Origin of the sequence: Natronohydrobacter thiooxidans, from assembly GCF_001884735.1 — a bacterium.
Classification (GTDB): domain Bacteria; phylum Pseudomonadota; class Alphaproteobacteria; order Rhodobacterales; family Rhodobacteraceae; genus Roseinatronobacter; species Roseinatronobacter thiooxidans_A.
Map to the genome: position 1 here is coordinate 236360 of NZ_MJAP01000012.1, position 14728 is coordinate 251087.

A 14728-nucleotide genomic window follows, 5' to 3' on the forward strand; every position below is an offset into this window, starting at 1 on the left:
AGCGCTTGCTTCCACCCGCCGCGACAATCCGGTTGACTTCGGTGTGAAGCTCCGGCAATGGAACCTGATAGTTTTTGTCGGAAAACGGAAAGAATCATGAAGACCCAGTTTCTTGCGGTGCTTGGCGGTGCTGTTGTTGCCTTGTCCGGCAACGCAATGCAGGCCGAGCCGACCGTCTATCCCCTGACCATCGAGAATTGCGGCGAGACGGTCGTCTTTGAGCGCGCGCCGCAGAACGCCGCCGCGCTGGGTCAGAACAGCGCCGAGATCATGTTGCTGCTGGGGCTTGAGGATCGCATGGGCGCCAGCGCCTTCTGGCCCAACTCGGTTCTGCCCGAACTGGCCGAAGCCAGTGCCCGGGTCCGGTTGCTCTCCGTCGAGTTCCCCACGCTGGAATCGGTCCTGTCGGTGCAGCCGGACTTCGTGGCGGCGATGCTGGTCACGCTCTTGGGCCCCGACAGCCGCGTGGCCAAGCGCGAGGATTTCCACGCGCTGGGGATTCCGACCTATCTGTCGCCCAGTGCCTGCACGACGACGGCCGATACCGGGAATGTCAGTAGCAGCGCCGCAAACAGTGTCTACGGGCTGCGCGAAAACCTGTGGTCGATGGACCTGCTCTATCAGGAAATCGACGACCTGGCGCGCATCTTCGACGTGGCTGATCGCGGCGAGGCGCTGATCGCCGAACTGCAGGCACGCGAGGCGGCGCTTCGGGCGGAGTTCGAAACCCGCGAAGACCTGACTTTCCTCTTCTGGTTCTCCAGCCCCTCGCCTTCGGATGACGCCTATCTGGCCGGTGGCAACGGACCCTCGGGCTATATCGCCGACCTTCTTGGCGGCTCGAACGCGGTCAAGACCGAAGCGGAATGGCCCGCACTGGGCTGGGAGGGCATCATGGCCGCCGATCCCACCGTGATGGTGGTGGCGCAGGTGGATCGCGACCGCTGGGCGCTGGACAATGCCGAAACCAAGATCGAATTCCTGACCACCGACCCCACCGTCAGCCAGATGGAGGCCGTTCAGGCCGGGCGGATCGTGGCGATGAGCGGGGCCGCGATGAACCCCAGCATTCGCACCATTTACGGCGCCGAAGAACTGGCCGCGCAGCTCAGGAGCATCGAGCTGCCGTGAAACCCGCGCATATTCGCGAGGGCGGGGGGTTCGGGGTTTTGCTCGCCCTCGCCCTCGGACTTGTCGTCCTGAGCTTCGCGGTCGCCCTTGCGACCGCGATTGGGGATTACCGGATTCCGCTGCTCACGGTCCTTCATGCCGTGACCAACGGGCTGGGCCTTTCGACCATCGAGATCCCGCGCATCGAATCCAGCATCGTCTGGGACATGCGCCTGAGCCGGGCGCTGGTGGCAGCGCTGGCCGGGGCGGGGCTGGCGCTGTGCGGCGCGATCCTTCAGGCGCTCCTGCGCAACCCGCTGGCCGAGCCCTTTGTGCTGGGCGTGTCGGCCGGGGCTTCGACCGGGGCGGTGGCAGTCATCATTCTGGGCATTGGCGCGGGCGGGCTGTCGCTGTCGATGGGGGCCTTTGCCGGTGCCTTCGCCGCCTTCGCGCTGGTCGCGCTTCTGTCGAACGGGGCGACCAGCGGGCCCAATCACACAATTCTGGCCGGGGTCGCAGCCTCGCAGCTGTTCAATGCGCTGACCTCGTACATCGTCACCACCTCGGGAAGTGCGCAGCAGGCGCGAGATGTGATGTTCTGGCTGCTTGGCAGCTTCGGCGGCGTGCGCTGGCCCGATTTCTACCTGCTTCTGGTCGTCGTCACCCTGGGGCTGGCGCTCTGCCTGTGGATAGCGCGGTCGCTCGATGCCTTCACCTTTGGCGACGAGGATGCGGCCGCCCTTGGCGTGCCGGTCGCGCGCGTGCGCCTGCTGTTGTTCGGACTGACCGCATTGATGACGGCGGCGATTGTCAGCATGGTCGGCGCAATCGGCTTCGTGGGCCTCGTGGTGCCCCATGTGGCACGCTATGTCGTGGGTCCGATGCATTTGCGCCTGCTGCCCGCCTGTGCGGTGATCGGGGCAGTGTTCATGGTGCTTGCCGATATCGTCTCGCGCGTGATCGTGCCCCAGCAGACAATCCCGATCGGCGTGGTCACGGCTTTGGTCGGCGTCCCCTTCTTCGCCATCATTCTCTATCGCGGACGGCCCCGGACATGAGTATCATAGCCCGTAACCTGACATGGGGCGTACGCGGGCGCACCATCGTCTCCGACGTGTCGCTTTCTGTTGCGCCGGGCGAAACACTGGGCCTGATCGGGCCGAACGGGTCGGGCAAGTCGTCGCTCCTGCGGCTGCTGGCGGGGCTGAGGCAGCCGCAATCCGGCGGGGTAGAGATCAACGGGCGTGACATTGCGCGTGTGCCGCGCCGGGCGCTGGCGCGCGAGATGGCCTTTGTCCGGCAGGATTCTGCGACCGATACCAATGTCACCGTCCGCGATGTGGTGCGGCTGGGACGGACGCCGCATCGCTCGGCCCTGTCAGGCTGGACGGCGGCGGATGAGCAGGCGGTGACGATGGCGCTGGAGCGGGTCGATATGATCAGCCATCGCGGGCAGTCCTGGCAGACCCTCTCAGGCGGTGAGCGGCAGCGTGTTCATATCGCGCGGGCGCTGGCCCAGTCGCCGCAGGTGATGTTTCTGGATGAACCGACCAACCATCTGGATATCCATCACCAGATCGAGATCCTGCGCCTTGTGCGCAGGCTGGACCTGACCAGCATCATCGCCCTGCATGACCTGAACCTGGCCGCCATGTTCTGCGACCGCATTCTGGTGTTGAGAGAGGGCGCCACCGTGGCGTTCGGCACGCCCCGGACCGTGTTGACCGAGAGCCTGTTGCGCGAGGTTTTCCGGGTCGAGGCCAAGGTGAACGGCGCCGAGCGACCGCATATCGTCTTCTGCCCAGGACAGGAGTTCGGCAGCGGACCCACAGTTCGGCAATGGGACGATGAGCCATCTGGTCAGGGATTTCGCGCGCTACCAGGGTGAGCGGCGCATGCCCCCTGCCCTATCGCCGCTGTTCTCGCTGATGATCTCAAGGCTGCGATACTCCTGGTATGCATTGCGGGCGGTTCTTTCTTGGGAAGATGCGCGACGCTACGGAGTACGTCCGCGCAAAAGTGGGAAACGGTTTTGCGCATAGGGTGAGCAATGAAAAATGCGTTGGCGCCCCCCGAATGGGCTTTGTTGAGAAAGACTGTTGCGGACATGATTCTTCATCCTGAATGCGAGAAGTTCAATGCATCCTATTGATATTGTTACAATATATGTGAGATGAAGGCAGGTTTCACCGCCTTCCGCCTGCGTTACCTGCGGCAGCCATCACCGCCCTGGCAAGATCCGGCAAATCATCGGTCAGGAAAGCATGAAGGTCAGCATAGCTGACACTTTTCAAAGTTTAGATCCGATATGCGCCCCCTGCCCTGCGGCTCTGCACGGTGGCGCCGGATCAGAGCGGCAATGGAAGACGTAAGATCCTCCAGAGGCTTGAGCATTTTCCAGAATGGAATATTGGCCCATGCGCGCTCTGAACATAACCGCGGTGAACTGACAGCATGTCTGAGCGGTCACGGGTCGCGATGGCCTATGCCCGCGCCCCAGTCGATTCCAGTCTGGGGTCCAGTTCCCAAAGGCGCATTGATCACTTAGGGGATGTCATTCTGTCCGGGTCAGTCTTCACGAGCTGCTTCTGCTGTATCAGCCACGCCTGTGCGTGAAACCGCGGACTGCCCGCAGGGGTTTCGTACATCCTGTTTGCGGTGCCATCGTCATTCAAGAGGACGTGCATGCGCAAACCCTGTGGCTAGCTGCGCCGCGCGAAACCCTCAAGAGACATGCCTGCCGTGATGCCCCGGAGGCGCTGCAGGGCGAGCAGAGCCCGGTGCTGGTTCTCTTGATGAGATCATGGATACTGATGGCGCACAACCCTCGCTGCGCTGCTGTAGAAGCGGAAAGAAGAGGTTGAACAAAGTCATGGCCCGGCCGATGGGCTTTGTTTGCCGCGGCAAACTTCGCAAGGGGAGCTTGTTCGTTCACGCCCATCCAACACGCACTCCTGCCTCCACATCCCGTATCATGCGTTCCAGATATCTTTCAGGCCGGGAGATGCGAGCAGCGTTTCTGGCCAGATAATCCATGGCTCTCAGCATTCTGCCAACTCCCATCAATTGACAGGCTTTGATGAGTGCGTGTTCATTCACGTTCAGCATTCTTCCAAAATCATAAATTACTCGGATTATCCCGTCCGGTGTCGGGTTGATGTCAGGATAGAAGGACTTGAGTTCAGCGCATCGGTGCCAACTTTCCTCGGGGTCCGGATCGACGCTTTTTTTATCTTCAATGTTTTGGGACTCTTCTAGCCGGACATTTTGACCGCCCGAGCCGGACATTTTGGGGGCCATCCGAGGCATGACCGGTTCGCGGAGGGGGTCCGATACCTGGGGTTCTTCAGGACTGTTATCCGCTTTGTTTACCGCGGCAAACTGGTTTACTTCAGCACTGTCGCCCGCTGCGTCAGGGCTCGTCTCAATCTCTGCGATGATCTGTCTGAGATCCTGCAGGGTCAGGCCAGTGCGCCGCAGGACCCTGCCGAGATCTGCAAGCCTTTCGCGCTCTTCCGGTTCCACAGCGCCCGTGGCGCGCCGTGCCCGGATGGCCATGGCGCGCGCCCGGAGGTTCTTGATCTCGTCCTGAATTTCCGTCTCGCGCTCGGCCATCTCGCGAAGTTCCGCCATGCGTTTGAAAAGCGGGGTGAGGTCAATGCCGAATGCGTCCACGATTGCCCCTTTACGTTTCAGAGGGAATCTCTTCCCGGATGCGGAAGATCGCCGGACCACCAGGCCCGCCTCGGTCAGCCGTGAGATATGCCGACGCAGCACCCGTTCATCCATCCCGTTGGCGCGGTCACACAAGGCGCGGTTCCCGGCGAAGATCACCAGCAGCATATCCGGGGTAATCGGTCTATCTGTGCCGGTTTTCGGGTCACGGCAGGGCAGGTGACTCAGAAGGGCGTTCAGAACCAGCAGGTCCCCGGTCGATAAGCCAAGCTGTCGCCGGACCACCCTGAGGATAGGCAGGATTTGTCCGCGTGATGTCGGGGCGAAGCCGGGGGCGTCCTTTTGGTCACAGGACATGGCCCCGGTTGCGACGCAATAAAGCGTCGCCGGATTTTCGTGTTTCATTGTCGATTTTAGACGGCAAAACGAGACCGTTCACCGAAATCGGTGTTGAAATAATTTATCCGTTGGGGTATCAATCAGGTGTCAAGACTAATCGAGGCCCTTCGGAAGCTCCGCTTTCGGGGGGTCTTTTCGTTTATGCTTGGTCTGCCTCCATGTTCGGGTTGAAAGTTTGCCGCGGCAAACTTTTCGGGATGTATCTGGTAAGTCGTTGATATTAATTGATAATCATGATTTCCTCCATTCCTCGAATAGCTCCGGAAGACGGCTTTCCAGATGCTTCAGAAAGCCCCGGTCGGTCTTTGACCCGGCTGAAATCGTAAGACGGGAACCGCTCACTCTCGCGGTTATGCCAGACGGGGAGGGCGGCTCCGCTTGCGGCTTGGGTTTGGCCTGCGTAAGCCGGATCGCCTCGGCGAGCCGCTCCGGGCTCGGGCGGGCCCGAGGTATTTCGGCGAGAACCCCCGAGATGTCTGTTGGCATCTGGTCCTTCAGGTTTGATCGCAGTTGATCCCACTGGCGTCGCCCGGCCCCATGCGCGGGGCCGATATGGCGGATCAGTTCTTCCGGGATCCCCTCGACGATGCCTTTCATCAGGGAGATGCTGGTCTTGTCAATTCCGGTCGCCCGGGTCACCACGACTGCCTTGAAACCGGCGTCGAGGATCCGGGCGACGAAGAGGGCCCGTTCGATGAAGCTGGTGTCGAGGCGTTCATTATTCTCGACGCCCTGCGCAATGACCGACTCCTCATCCGTCATCTCCATCACGGTGGCCCGCACGTCCCTCCCAAGCGCCCGGCAGGCGAGAAGACGCCTGCGGCCGAAGACGACCTCCAGTTCCCCGTTCGGGAGCCGTCGGACCAGGATAGGGACTTTCTGACCTTCCTCCTGGATCGAGGCGATAAGTCCCTCCAGATCCTCGGACGGGTCCAGGCGATCCATGATCGGGGACATGCGGATCAAGGATGGGCTGATCATGCGGGTACTGTGGCGGTCCTCATCCCGCAGCGCATCTATCGCCCGCGATACGGTCGGACTCTGGTGCGACGGGGAGGGCGCCTCTTCGCCGTCCAGATCATCGAGATAATCGAGACCCTCGTCCATGGCCCGCTCAAGGGATTTCCCGAAAATCTTACGAGCCATCGATCCGCCCCCAAGACCGGTGCATTTCCTGCTCAATCTCATCCGCTATCCGGTAGACCGATTCGATCACCCGGTCGTAGGTCTTCTTGTTCACCTCCCGGGGCTCAACTTCGAATACGGATTGCTTGGTGTTCGCCGCGTCCCCGATCGCGGTGGATTTGACGAACTCCGCGGCCATGACCGAATTTCCGGTGACGGTCCGGAGGAAGCTGGCCATCTGGACTTGCGGCTGGTCCGTCCCCTCATAGCGCGTAATGAGCATCTTGACGAAGTCGAACCCGTGATCCGGGGCGTGCCTCTCGACCACCTCCATGAGGTTTGAGGCCATGCCGAGGAAGGTCGCCAGAGACATCACGTCCAGCATGGAGGCGTTGAGCGGGATGAGAACCCCGTTCGAGGCGAAGAGGGCGGAGATTACTGCGAAACTCAGCTGCGGCGGGGTGTCGAACAGAATCAGGTCGTAATCGTCCCGGACCGGGTCGAGCGCGTCGGCGATACGACGATGAAACCCCCCGGAGCCTCCAGGGTTTCGGAAGGAGAGGGCGGTCTCGAACTCAAACTCCATGATGTTCATTGAGGCCGGGATCAGGTCGATCGTGGGGTAATAGGTCTTCCGGATGACCTGACGCACCGGGACCGGCTCCTTGTACCGGATCAAATCGTATGAGCTGAGCATATCCGGGTCCAGCTCCGGCGTGACCCCGAACATGTTCGTCAGGCTCGCCTGGCTGTCCAGGTCGACCAGAAGCACCCGGTATCCCCTCAGCCCCATCAGTGAGCCGAGATGTACTACCGAACTGGTCTTGCTTGAGCCCCCTTTGAGGTTAAAGCAGGTGATGACCTGACAGCGCTCCCCGGCCCGTCGCCTTGGGCGGTGCGCATCATCCAGCTTGCCCTCATCAAAGAGTATCCGCTGGATCTCGATCATCTCCTCCGCAGTGAAATACCGACGGTTGCTTTTGTCCAGCTCCCCGGTCGGGAGCCGGTCGGACATGCTGGAGACATAATGCCGGAAGGTGTTTTGATTGATCCGGAGCAGATCCGCGACTTCCCGCATCGCAAAGCGCCGCAGGGTCTTCCGCGCGTCCGGTGGAAAGCTCTCCTCCGTATGCTCCTGAAGCCGCTTGGTCAGCCGTGACGACAGGCCCTGAAACCGTCGTGAACCCTTGATGCTCATGCCTCGTTTCCCTTTTTGGGATATTCATTTTCATGTTCTATACAACAGCATCGGGGCGGTTTTCCAGAAAAACCTGACGTGGGGCCGGTATCGCGTCGACGTCGATATTTTTGACGACAACTAAACATAACTAAATCAACAGGTTCCGGGCCTTTTCTGAAGTTTAACCTTGCCTTGCACGCGTCATCATCTGGGGGCTGTCGCATGATATATGACAACCCTGACGCCGAATATACAAGATGTGCTTGCCTTTCCTGCGGGTCTCGGTCGACCCCGACTCGATTCTGATTCCCCCACGGCGTCGCCAGCCATCCGGTCCGGTCCCGCGTTCCTCAAGGATTTCAGGGCCTGCGACTGGGGCAGGGGGTCTGCTCCGCGCATCTAGCACCAGCACGCATAATGTGCCCAATCCTTGGCGTTAGCTTTGAGCGTGTTGTCGCACAGCGCCCGCGCGAGCGTGACCGCAGGTGGTATCGACCAACCGGTCGAGAGTGCCTGACTCCGCGACATGTGCGGGCAGGGCAATGGTATCGCCTTTTGTATTGCGCGCTCTCGTCGTGCCCATGGGCCCTGAGATCGATTTCGCGTGTTCTGGCGACACTCTTCCCCGAAAATCCGGTAATTTTGAGCCTGACCTGTAGGCCATCTCTTTGCGCCCGATAATGCAAACTTACTGGACATTATGGTGAAGGGCAGGTGGCGGCGGTTACGGCATAAATTTGGTAGATAACCGCCGTCATGTGTCGACGGGCCAGCATTCATACTGATTCATAGGCTGCATGCCAGCGGTGGTGCGCGTAACCGTCGCCAGCATTGCTTGCCAAGCGCGTGTTGCGCTGCCGTGAAACCGGCGGGTGGATTGCACCTGGCAGGGGTGTCGGTTGCTGGTGATGTCTGTACTTACTTACCTACGCCAATTGAGGTCAAAGCCGAATTGCGGACTTGAAATCCGTCGGTTCCGCGGCTTTTGCGCAATACATCGCGGCATTCCCCGTGAGGCGTAGCGCAGTGGCTTTCTTTCAGCCGCGGCCGATGAACGGCATCTTTGTCGCCATTATCGTCATGAACTGCACATTGGCCTCCAGCGGCAGCTGCGCCATGCTCACCACGGCATTGGCGACATGGGTCACATCCATCACCGGTTCGGCCCGTATACTGCCATCGGCCTGCGGCACGCCCTCGGTCATGGCGCGCGCCATGTCCGAGGCGGCATTTCCGATGTCGATCTGTCCACACGCAATATCATGCTTGCGCCCGTCAAGCGACAGGGTGCGGGTCAGGCCGGTGATCGCAGTCTTTGTCACAGTATAAGGGACAGAGCCGACGCGCGGAACCTGCGCCGATATCGAGCCGTTATTGATGATGCGCCCGCCTTTGGGCGACTGGGCGCGCATCATGGCGAATGCGCCGCGCGCGATCAGGAATGCCCCGTCGAGATTGACAGCGACCACGCGGCGCCAATCCTCCCAAGCGATATCGGCAATCTCGGTGGCGGGCAGGCTGATGCCTGCATTGTTGAACACCACATCCAGACGCCCGAAGCTTTTGGCAATCGCCTCAAATAGCCCGTCGACCTGCTCGGGCTGAGACACATCGCAGGGATAGGCAAGCGCGCGATCAGGTGCATGGGCCGCAAGCCCGGCAAGCTCTTCTGCGCTGCGGGCCGCGAGAACAACCTTGTCGCCCGCGTTCAGGAAGGCGCGCGCGCAGGCGCGGCCTATGCCTTTGCTGGCGCCGGTGACGAGGACAATTCTGGGTTCGGTCATGATCTCACTCCGCTAGTGTCCGGCTCAGGCTGGCCGGGATTTGCAGGCAGCGCCAGGGCGTCTGCGTCGAAAACAGTGTGGAAGACATGGCCATCGAACATGTCCAACAGGGGCTGCGATGCCGCACGGCTTGCGTAACGGACATCTGACGCAAGCGCGCCATCCAGCGCGGCGCGGTCGGGGAAACGCATCATGATCACCAGTTCCAGATGCGTGTCGGGACGGTCGCTTTCGACTTCGCGCAACAGCCGGACTTCCTCGGCCTGCGGGAATTGCGCCCAGAGCGCGCGTAGCGTTGTCTGGATATGCGTGTCGAAGGCCGTCTTCATGCCGGGTTTGACATGGCCCTGAAAGAAGGCGCAACGAATATACATCGGGCGATGTCCTGATCCGGGGGGGCTTTTCACGAAGCCTATGGTAACGATATCAGTTCGTCAAGTCTGATGACCACGCGCGCCGGTGTAACCCGTCAGACAGAGGATTCGCGCAGCAAAATCCGGGGACTGATTTCATGGCATACAGGCTCCGTCAGCCGCCCGTCGAGCGCGGCGCTGAGCAGCTCTGCCGATAATTCCCCGATCCGGCGCGGTGACGGGTCGATGGTCGTGATCGACGGCACGCAGATATCGCCGACCTCGTAATTTCCAAAGCCTGCAATCGAAATCTGCCCCGGCACCGCGACGCCCCGTCTCTGGCAGGCGCTGAGCGCGCCGAAAGCCGACAGGTCGGATACGCAGATCACGGCCTGCGTATCGGGCGCATTGTCCAGCAACTGGCACATGGAATCGGCACCTTCGCGCATGGAGATCGGCGGCGGACCTGCCGCGATCAGGCGCGTGTCATCCAGCCCGTGGCGCTGCATCGCGGCCATGAAGCCGCGCCGCCGATCCAGCCCGCGCGTGTCGCGATCCGCATCGCCGCCGATAAACGCGATCCGCGTCATCCCGCAGCTTACGAAATGATCGACCATCGCCTGTACCGCCTGCGCGTTGGAGAAGCCGACGACATGGCCCAGCGGATCCTGCGGCAGATCCCAGGTCTCGATGATCGGGATCGCGGCGTTTCTGAGCAGATCGCGCGTGCGCGGCGTGTGCTGGCCCCCCGTGACGATGACCGCCTGCGGCTTGCGGCGCATGAATTGCGCGATCAGGCGCTCTTCCTCGATGATATCGTAATTGGTGTAGCCCAGAAGAATCTGCAAACCGCGCGGCTTGAGCCCTTCGGTCAGGGCGCCGACAGTATCGGCGAAATTGGCGTTGTTGAGTGAGGGGATGGTGACGGCGACAAAATCAGTTTTCTGCGACCTGAGGCTTGATGCAGTGCTGTCAAAGACATAGCCCAGTTCATCTGCCGCTGCGAGGATGCGCGCGCGGGTCTGATCGTTGACCATTGCACCGGGTTTGAAGGCGCGGCTGACGGTCATGGGTGAGACCCCCGCAGCGCGGGCAACATCCAGCATGGTCGGGGCTTTACGAAGATTCGCCATGCACCTACCTAAACACAGAACTATGTGAACTCCACTATTTCAGCCGTGATCCTCTGCGGTTCGCCTGACCGGCGCCAGAGAAATACTCCATGACTGCGGCCTGATCTTCGCCGCCGAGCCCGGCGGCTGTCAGCATGCGGTGGATTTCGGCGCAGAGCGCCGTCATCGGCATCGAGACCTGGCCAAGCCGGGCAATATCTATCGCGCCGTCAAGATCCTTGACCATATTGTCAATGCGTCCAGTAGGCCGGTAATCGCGCGCGGCAAAACGGGGCATATATTCCTGAAGCAGCGCCGAATCCGCCCGCCCTCCGCGCAGCGCCTGCGGGATGCGGGTTGCGTCCACCCCTGCGGCCTCGGCCAGAGCGGTGGCTTCGGCGACGGCCAGAAAACCCAGACCGCAGAGGACCTGATTGATCAGCTTGGTGGTCTGGCCTGCACCGACAGGCCCCATATGCGTCTGGTTCGCCGCCACCTGCGACAGGATGCGCTGTGCAGTGGAAACATCCGCCTCTGCGCCACCTTGCATCAGGGTCAGCTCTCCAGTCGCGGCTTTGGGAATCCCGCCTGAGAGCGGGCTGTCCACCCAGCCAAGATCCTGTGCCTGGGCCTTCTCGGCAAGCGCGCGGGTGGCAACCGGGTCAATCGAGGACATGTCGATGATCACAGTACCTGCGGCTGCGCCCTGTGCCACGCCGTCAGGGCCGAAAACGGCGGTCTCGACAATGCGCGCAGAGTTGAGGCTGAGGATAATCGCTGTTGCCCCCCGCGCTGCATCTGCGGCGCTGCGCGCCGCTCGCGCGCCACGCGCGACAAGGGCGGAAACCTTTGCCTCATCAAGATCGAAGACCGTCAGCTTTGTGCCAGTGTCCAGCAGCCGCAGGCCGATGGCCCCGCCCATCGCGCCAGCCCCAATAAGCGCCACCTGTTCCGACATGTTACCCCCCAATTGATCTAGAGCGCTGCGGTGATGCCACCATCCACGAAAAGCGTGTGGCCGTTGACGAAGCTGGCGGCATCCGACGCCAGGAAAATGCAGGCCCCCTGCAATTCCTCGACCTTGCCCCAGCGCCCGGCAGGGGTGCGTTTCTCCAGCCAGCGCGAGAATTCGGGATCGGCGACAAGGGCTGCGTTCAGCGGCGTGTCGAAATATCCCGGTGCGATCGCGTTGCAGTTCAGCCCGTATTGTGCCCAGTCCGTCGCCATGCCCTTGGTCAGATTGGCGACAGCGCCTTTGGTGGCAGTGTAGGGGGCAATGCCGGGGCGGGCCAGCAGAGTCTGGACACTGGCAATATTGATGATGCGCCCGCGCCGCCGCGCGATCATATGGCGCGCCACGGCCTGCCCGACATGAAAGACACTCGCGATATTGGTCTGCAACAGCTGCTCGAACATCGCGGCGGGGTAATCCTCTAGCGGGGTGCGGTATTGCATGCCTGCATTATTGACCAGAATGTCGATGGCGCCTTCTGTGCCCTCGAAACCGTCAATCGCCGTGCGCGCGGCCTGATGATCGGTGACATCGAATGCCAGCGTCCGCGCGCCGGGGATCTGTGCCCTTGCGGCATCGAGCTTCAAAGGGTCGCGCCCGTTCAGCACGATCTGCGCCCCGGCCGCAGCCAGACCCTGCGCCAGCGCCATGCCGATCCCCTGCGATGAGCCGGTGATCAGCGCGCGCTTTCCGTCAAGATTAAAATGGGGATACGCCATTCGCGCCTCCAATATGGGATGGTGCTTGTTTTCGGCTGGACAAGCTGTCATTTGCCTGTGTATGTTAACGTTATCATATAAGTCAACACCCAATGGTGGTGAAACGGAGGCCGGGGGAGGCATGACACAGCCGCAGGTACTGCAAATGGGCGCGCTGCCCGAATGGGATGAAACCCCGCTGCGCGCGGCCTATACAATGCATCGCTATTTCGAGGCGCAGGACAAGGCTGCGTTTCTGGCCGAGGTCGGGCCGGGCGTGCGCGCCATTGCCACGCGCGGCGATCTGGGCGCGAATGCGCAGATAATTGCCGCCTGCCCGGCATTGGAAGTGATTTCGGTCTATGGGGTCGGGTATGACGCGGTTGATATCGCGGCTTGCAAGGCGCGTGGGATTGCCGTGACCAACACGCCGGATGTGCTGACCGATGATTGCGCCGATCTGGCGCTCGGGATGTGGCTGGCGCTGTCGCGCGGGATTGTGGGGGCCGAAGCCTGGGCACGCTCGGGCGACTGGGCCACCAAGGGCGGCTTTGCGCTGACGCACCGCGCCAGTGGCAAACGCGCGGGTGTGCTGGGGCTGGGCCGGATCGGCATGGGTGTTGCGCGGCGGTTGGAAGGCTTCGGCATGCAGATTGCCTATTCCGCGCGTAGCCCGCGCGAAGGTTGTGAGAACTGGACCTATATCCCCGATGCCGCAGAACTCGCCGAATGGTCCGATGTGCTGTTCGTGACCCTCGCCGCGACCGCCGAGACCCGGCATATCGTCAATGCGGATGTGCTCAGGGCGCTGGGGTCCGAAGGGCTGCTGATCAATATCTCGCGTGCGCAGAATATCGACGAGGACGCGCTCCTCGATGCGCTGGAACAAGGGCGGCTGCGCGGCGCGGCGCTGGATGTGTTCGAAGGCGAGCCCGCGCTCGACCCGCGCTTCACGAAGCTGCGCAATGTCCTGTTGCAGCCGCATCATGCCAGCGGCACCTATGAGACCCGGCGCGCGATGGGCCAGTTGATGCGCGACAATCTGGCCGCGCATTTTGCAGGTCAGCCGCTTCTGACCCCGGTGATCGCATGAGGGCGCTGGTCATTCACGCCGCAGGGGATCTGCGTCTGGAAGACGTCGCGCCCGAGGTTTTGGGCTATGGCGAGATCCGGTTGCGGCTGGCGCGGGGCGGCATTTGCGGTTCGGATCTGCATTACTACACCCATGGCGGCTTTGGCGCGGTGCGGCTGCGCGAGCCGATGATCCTTGGGCATGAGGTCTCTGCCCATGTGGTCGAACTGGGCCCCGGTGTGACCGGCTTTACCGAGGGCCAATTGGTCGCGGTCTCGCCCAGCCGGCCCTGCGGGGCGTGTCGCTATTGTCAGGAGGGACTGCCAAATCACTGTCTGAACATGCGTTTCTATGGCTCGGCCATGCCTTTCCCGCATATTCAGGGCGCCTTTCGCGAGGAACTGATCGCAGACGCGGCGCAATGCGTCGATGCGACCGGGCTTGCGCCGGGCGTGGCTGCGATGGCAGAGCCGCTGGCCGTCGTTCTGCATGCCACAAGCCGGGCAGGGCAGATGATGGGCAAGCGCGTGCTGGTCACGGGATGCGGGCCGATCGGGGCGCTGGCCATCCTGTGCGCCCGGCGCGCGGGCGCGGCAGAGATTGTCGCAACCGACCTGTCGGATTTCACCCTGTCGATGGCGCAGCTTTGCGGCGCGGACCGGGTGGTGAATATGGCGGATGAGCCCGACGGGCTGGCGGAATATGCCGGTCAGAAAGGGTATTTCGATGTGCTCTATGAATGCACCGGCGTGGCCAGCGCGCTGGGGCAGGGGATTGCCGCGCTGCGCCCGCGCGGTGTGATCCTGCAGCTTGGGCTTGGCGGGGACATGACCCTGCCCATGACCGCGATCACTGCCAAGGAACTGGAGCTGCGCGGATCGTTCCGGTTCCACGCGGAATTTGCGACCGGGGTCGAGCTGATGCGCAAGGGGCTGATCGATGTGGCGCCGCTGATCACGCAAAGCCTGCCGCTGTCTGAGGCCGAGGCAGCGTTTCGCATCGCCTCTGACCGCAGCCGCGCGATGAAGGCGCAGATCATCTTCGCGCAAGACTGAAATGCGCTGATCCACCGGATCGGCTCGGGTCGGTAACACTGGCAGAAGGGGCGTAGTCATAGGCGGGTGAAGTTTTTTCTTGCGGCGATGTTATCGTTATCATATCATCGCCTCGAATGACACCACAGCACATTGCGCTTCTGGGGAGGAAAG

13 protein-coding genes are annotated in these 14728 nt (G+C 61.8%); 5 read left to right on the forward strand and 8 right to left on the reverse strand.

Annotation, left to right across the window (positions count from 1 at the left end; translation table 11 throughout):
• Positions 1-96: 96 nt before the first annotated feature.
• The 3 genes from BG457_RS08915 to BG457_RS08925 are packed head-to-tail and all read left to right on the forward strand — an operon-like array spanning position 97 to position 2998.
• A complete protein-coding gene (locus BG457_RS08915) occupies positions 97-1131 on the forward strand; it encodes an ABC transporter substrate-binding protein (protein WP_071796728.1) in 1035 nt (344 codons plus the stop codon).
• The gene (locus BG457_RS08920) at positions 1128-2168 is read left to right on the forward strand and encodes a FecCD family ABC transporter permease (RefSeq protein ID WP_071796730.1); all 1041 of its coding nucleotides are present in this window, start codon (positions 1128-1130) and stop codon (positions 2166-2168) included. Before BG457_RS08915 ends, BG457_RS08920 begins: the two co-directional genes overlap by 4 nt.
• A complete protein-coding gene (locus BG457_RS08925) occupies positions 2165-2998 on the forward strand; it encodes an ABC transporter ATP-binding protein (RefSeq protein WP_084657556.1) in 834 nt (277 codons plus the stop codon). The genes BG457_RS08920 and BG457_RS08925 overlap by 4 nt, the downstream gene beginning before the upstream one ends.
• Before the next feature lie 1043 nt (positions 2999-4041).
• Here the strand turns inward: BG457_RS08925 and BG457_RS08930 are convergent.
• The 8 genes from BG457_RS08930 to BG457_RS08965 form a co-directional block, all read right to left on the reverse strand.
• Entirely contained in the window at positions 4042-5190 is a 1149-nt protein-coding gene (locus tag BG457_RS08930; RefSeq protein WP_084657557.1) for a helix-turn-helix domain-containing protein, read from the reverse strand.
• Between the two features lie 225 nt (positions 5191-5415).
• Positions 5416-6330 carry a plasmid partitioning protein RepB gene (repB, locus tag BG457_RS08935; protein ID WP_071796734.1) on the reverse strand — a complete coding sequence of 305 codons (915 nt, stop codon included), beginning with the start codon at positions 6328-6330 and terminating at the stop codon, positions 5416-5418.
• Positions 6320-7507, reverse strand: coding sequence for a plasmid partitioning protein RepA (repA, locus tag BG457_RS08940; protein WP_071796736.1), 1188 nt, complete (start codon positions 7505-7507; stop codon positions 6320-6322). Before repA ends, repB begins: the two co-directional genes overlap by 11 nt.
• A 1019-nt stretch (positions 7508-8526) precedes the next feature.
• Positions 8527-9273: an SDR family oxidoreductase gene (locus BG457_RS08945; RefSeq protein ID WP_071796737.1), complete on the reverse strand. Its 747-nt coding sequence runs from the start codon at positions 9271-9273 to the stop codon at positions 8527-8529.
• Positions 9270-9647: a hypothetical protein gene (locus BG457_RS08950; protein WP_071796740.1), complete on the reverse strand. Its 378-nt coding sequence runs from the start codon at positions 9645-9647 to the stop codon at positions 9270-9272. Before BG457_RS08950 ends, BG457_RS08945 begins: the two co-directional genes overlap by 4 nt.
• A gap of 95 nt (positions 9648-9742) precedes the next feature.
• Positions 9743-10759, reverse strand: coding sequence for a LacI family DNA-binding transcriptional regulator (locus BG457_RS08955; RefSeq protein WP_071796741.1), 1017 nt, complete (start codon positions 10757-10759; stop codon positions 9743-9745).
• A 34-nt stretch (positions 10760-10793) separates the two neighbouring features.
• The gene (locus BG457_RS08960; RefSeq protein ID WP_071796743.1) at positions 10794-11696 is read right to left on the reverse strand and encodes an NAD(P)-dependent oxidoreductase; all 903 of its coding nucleotides are present in this window, start codon (positions 11694-11696) and stop codon (positions 10794-10796) included.
• Positions 11697-11713: 17 nt separating this feature from the next.
• Entirely contained in the window at positions 11714-12469 is a 756-nt protein-coding gene (locus BG457_RS08965) for an SDR family oxidoreductase (RefSeq protein WP_071796745.1), read from the reverse strand.
• Positions 12470-12590: 121 nt separating this feature from the next.
• On the opposite strand from BG457_RS08965, the gene BG457_RS08970 reads away from it, so the two are divergent.
• Both BG457_RS08970 and BG457_RS08975 read left to right on the forward strand, forming a co-directional pair.
• The gene (locus BG457_RS08970; RefSeq protein WP_071796748.1) at positions 12591-13541 is read left to right on the forward strand and encodes a 2-hydroxyacid dehydrogenase; all 951 of its coding nucleotides are present in this window, start codon (positions 12591-12593) and stop codon (positions 13539-13541) included.
• Complete coding sequence (locus BG457_RS08975; protein WP_071796750.1) at positions 13538-14575, forward strand: L-idonate 5-dehydrogenase; 1038 nt, start codon at positions 13538-13540, stop codon at positions 14573-14575. Before BG457_RS08970 ends, BG457_RS08975 begins: the two co-directional genes overlap by 4 nt.
• The last annotated feature ends 153 nt before the right edge of the window (positions 14576-14728 follow it).

What these genes read in the sequence shown, in the direction of transcription:
- BG457_RS08955 (WP_071796741.1), bottom strand. Translation starts at nt 10,759, where the DNA reads ATGGCGAATCTTCGTAAAGCCCCGACCATGCTGGATGTTGCCCGCGCT.
- repB (WP_071796734.1), bottom strand. Translation starts at nt 6,330, where the DNA reads ATGGCTCGTAAGATTTTCGGGAAATCCCTTGAGCGGGCCATGGACGAG.
- repA (WP_071796736.1), bottom strand. Translation starts at nt 7,507, where the DNA reads ATGAGCATCAAGGGTTCACGACGGTTTCAGGGCCTGTCGTCACGGCTG.
- BG457_RS08950 (WP_071796740.1), bottom strand. Translation starts at nt 9,647, where the DNA reads ATGTATATTCGTTGCGCCTTCTTTCAGGGCCATGTCAAACCCGGCATG.
- BG457_RS08925 (WP_084657556.1), top strand. Translation starts at nt 2,165, where the DNA reads ATGAGTATCATAGCCCGTAACCTGACATGGGGCGTACGCGGGCGCACC.
- BG457_RS08975 (WP_071796750.1), top strand. Translation starts at nt 13,538, where the DNA reads ATGAGGGCGCTGGTCATTCACGCCGCAGGGGATCTGCGTCTGGAAGAC.
- BG457_RS08970 (WP_071796748.1), top strand. Translation starts at nt 12,591, where the DNA reads ATGACACAGCCGCAGGTACTGCAAATGGGCGCGCTGCCCGAATGGGAT.
- BG457_RS08945 (WP_071796737.1), bottom strand. Translation starts at nt 9,273, where the DNA reads ATGACCGAACCCAGAATTGTCCTCGTCACCGGCGCCAGCAAAGGCATA.
- BG457_RS08915 (WP_071796728.1), top strand. Translation starts at nt 97, where the DNA reads ATGAAGACCCAGTTTCTTGCGGTGCTTGGCGGTGCTGTTGTTGCCTTG.
- BG457_RS08965 (WP_071796745.1), bottom strand. Translation starts at nt 12,469, where the DNA reads ATGGCGTATCCCCATTTTAATCTTGACGGAAAGCGCGCGCTGATCACC.
- BG457_RS08930 (WP_084657557.1), bottom strand. Translation starts at nt 5,190, where the DNA reads ATGAAACACGAAAATCCGGCGACGCTTTATTGCGTCGCAACCGGGGCC.
- BG457_RS08960 (WP_071796743.1), bottom strand. Translation starts at nt 11,696, where the DNA reads ATGTCGGAACAGGTGGCGCTTATTGGGGCTGGCGCGATGGGCGGGGCC.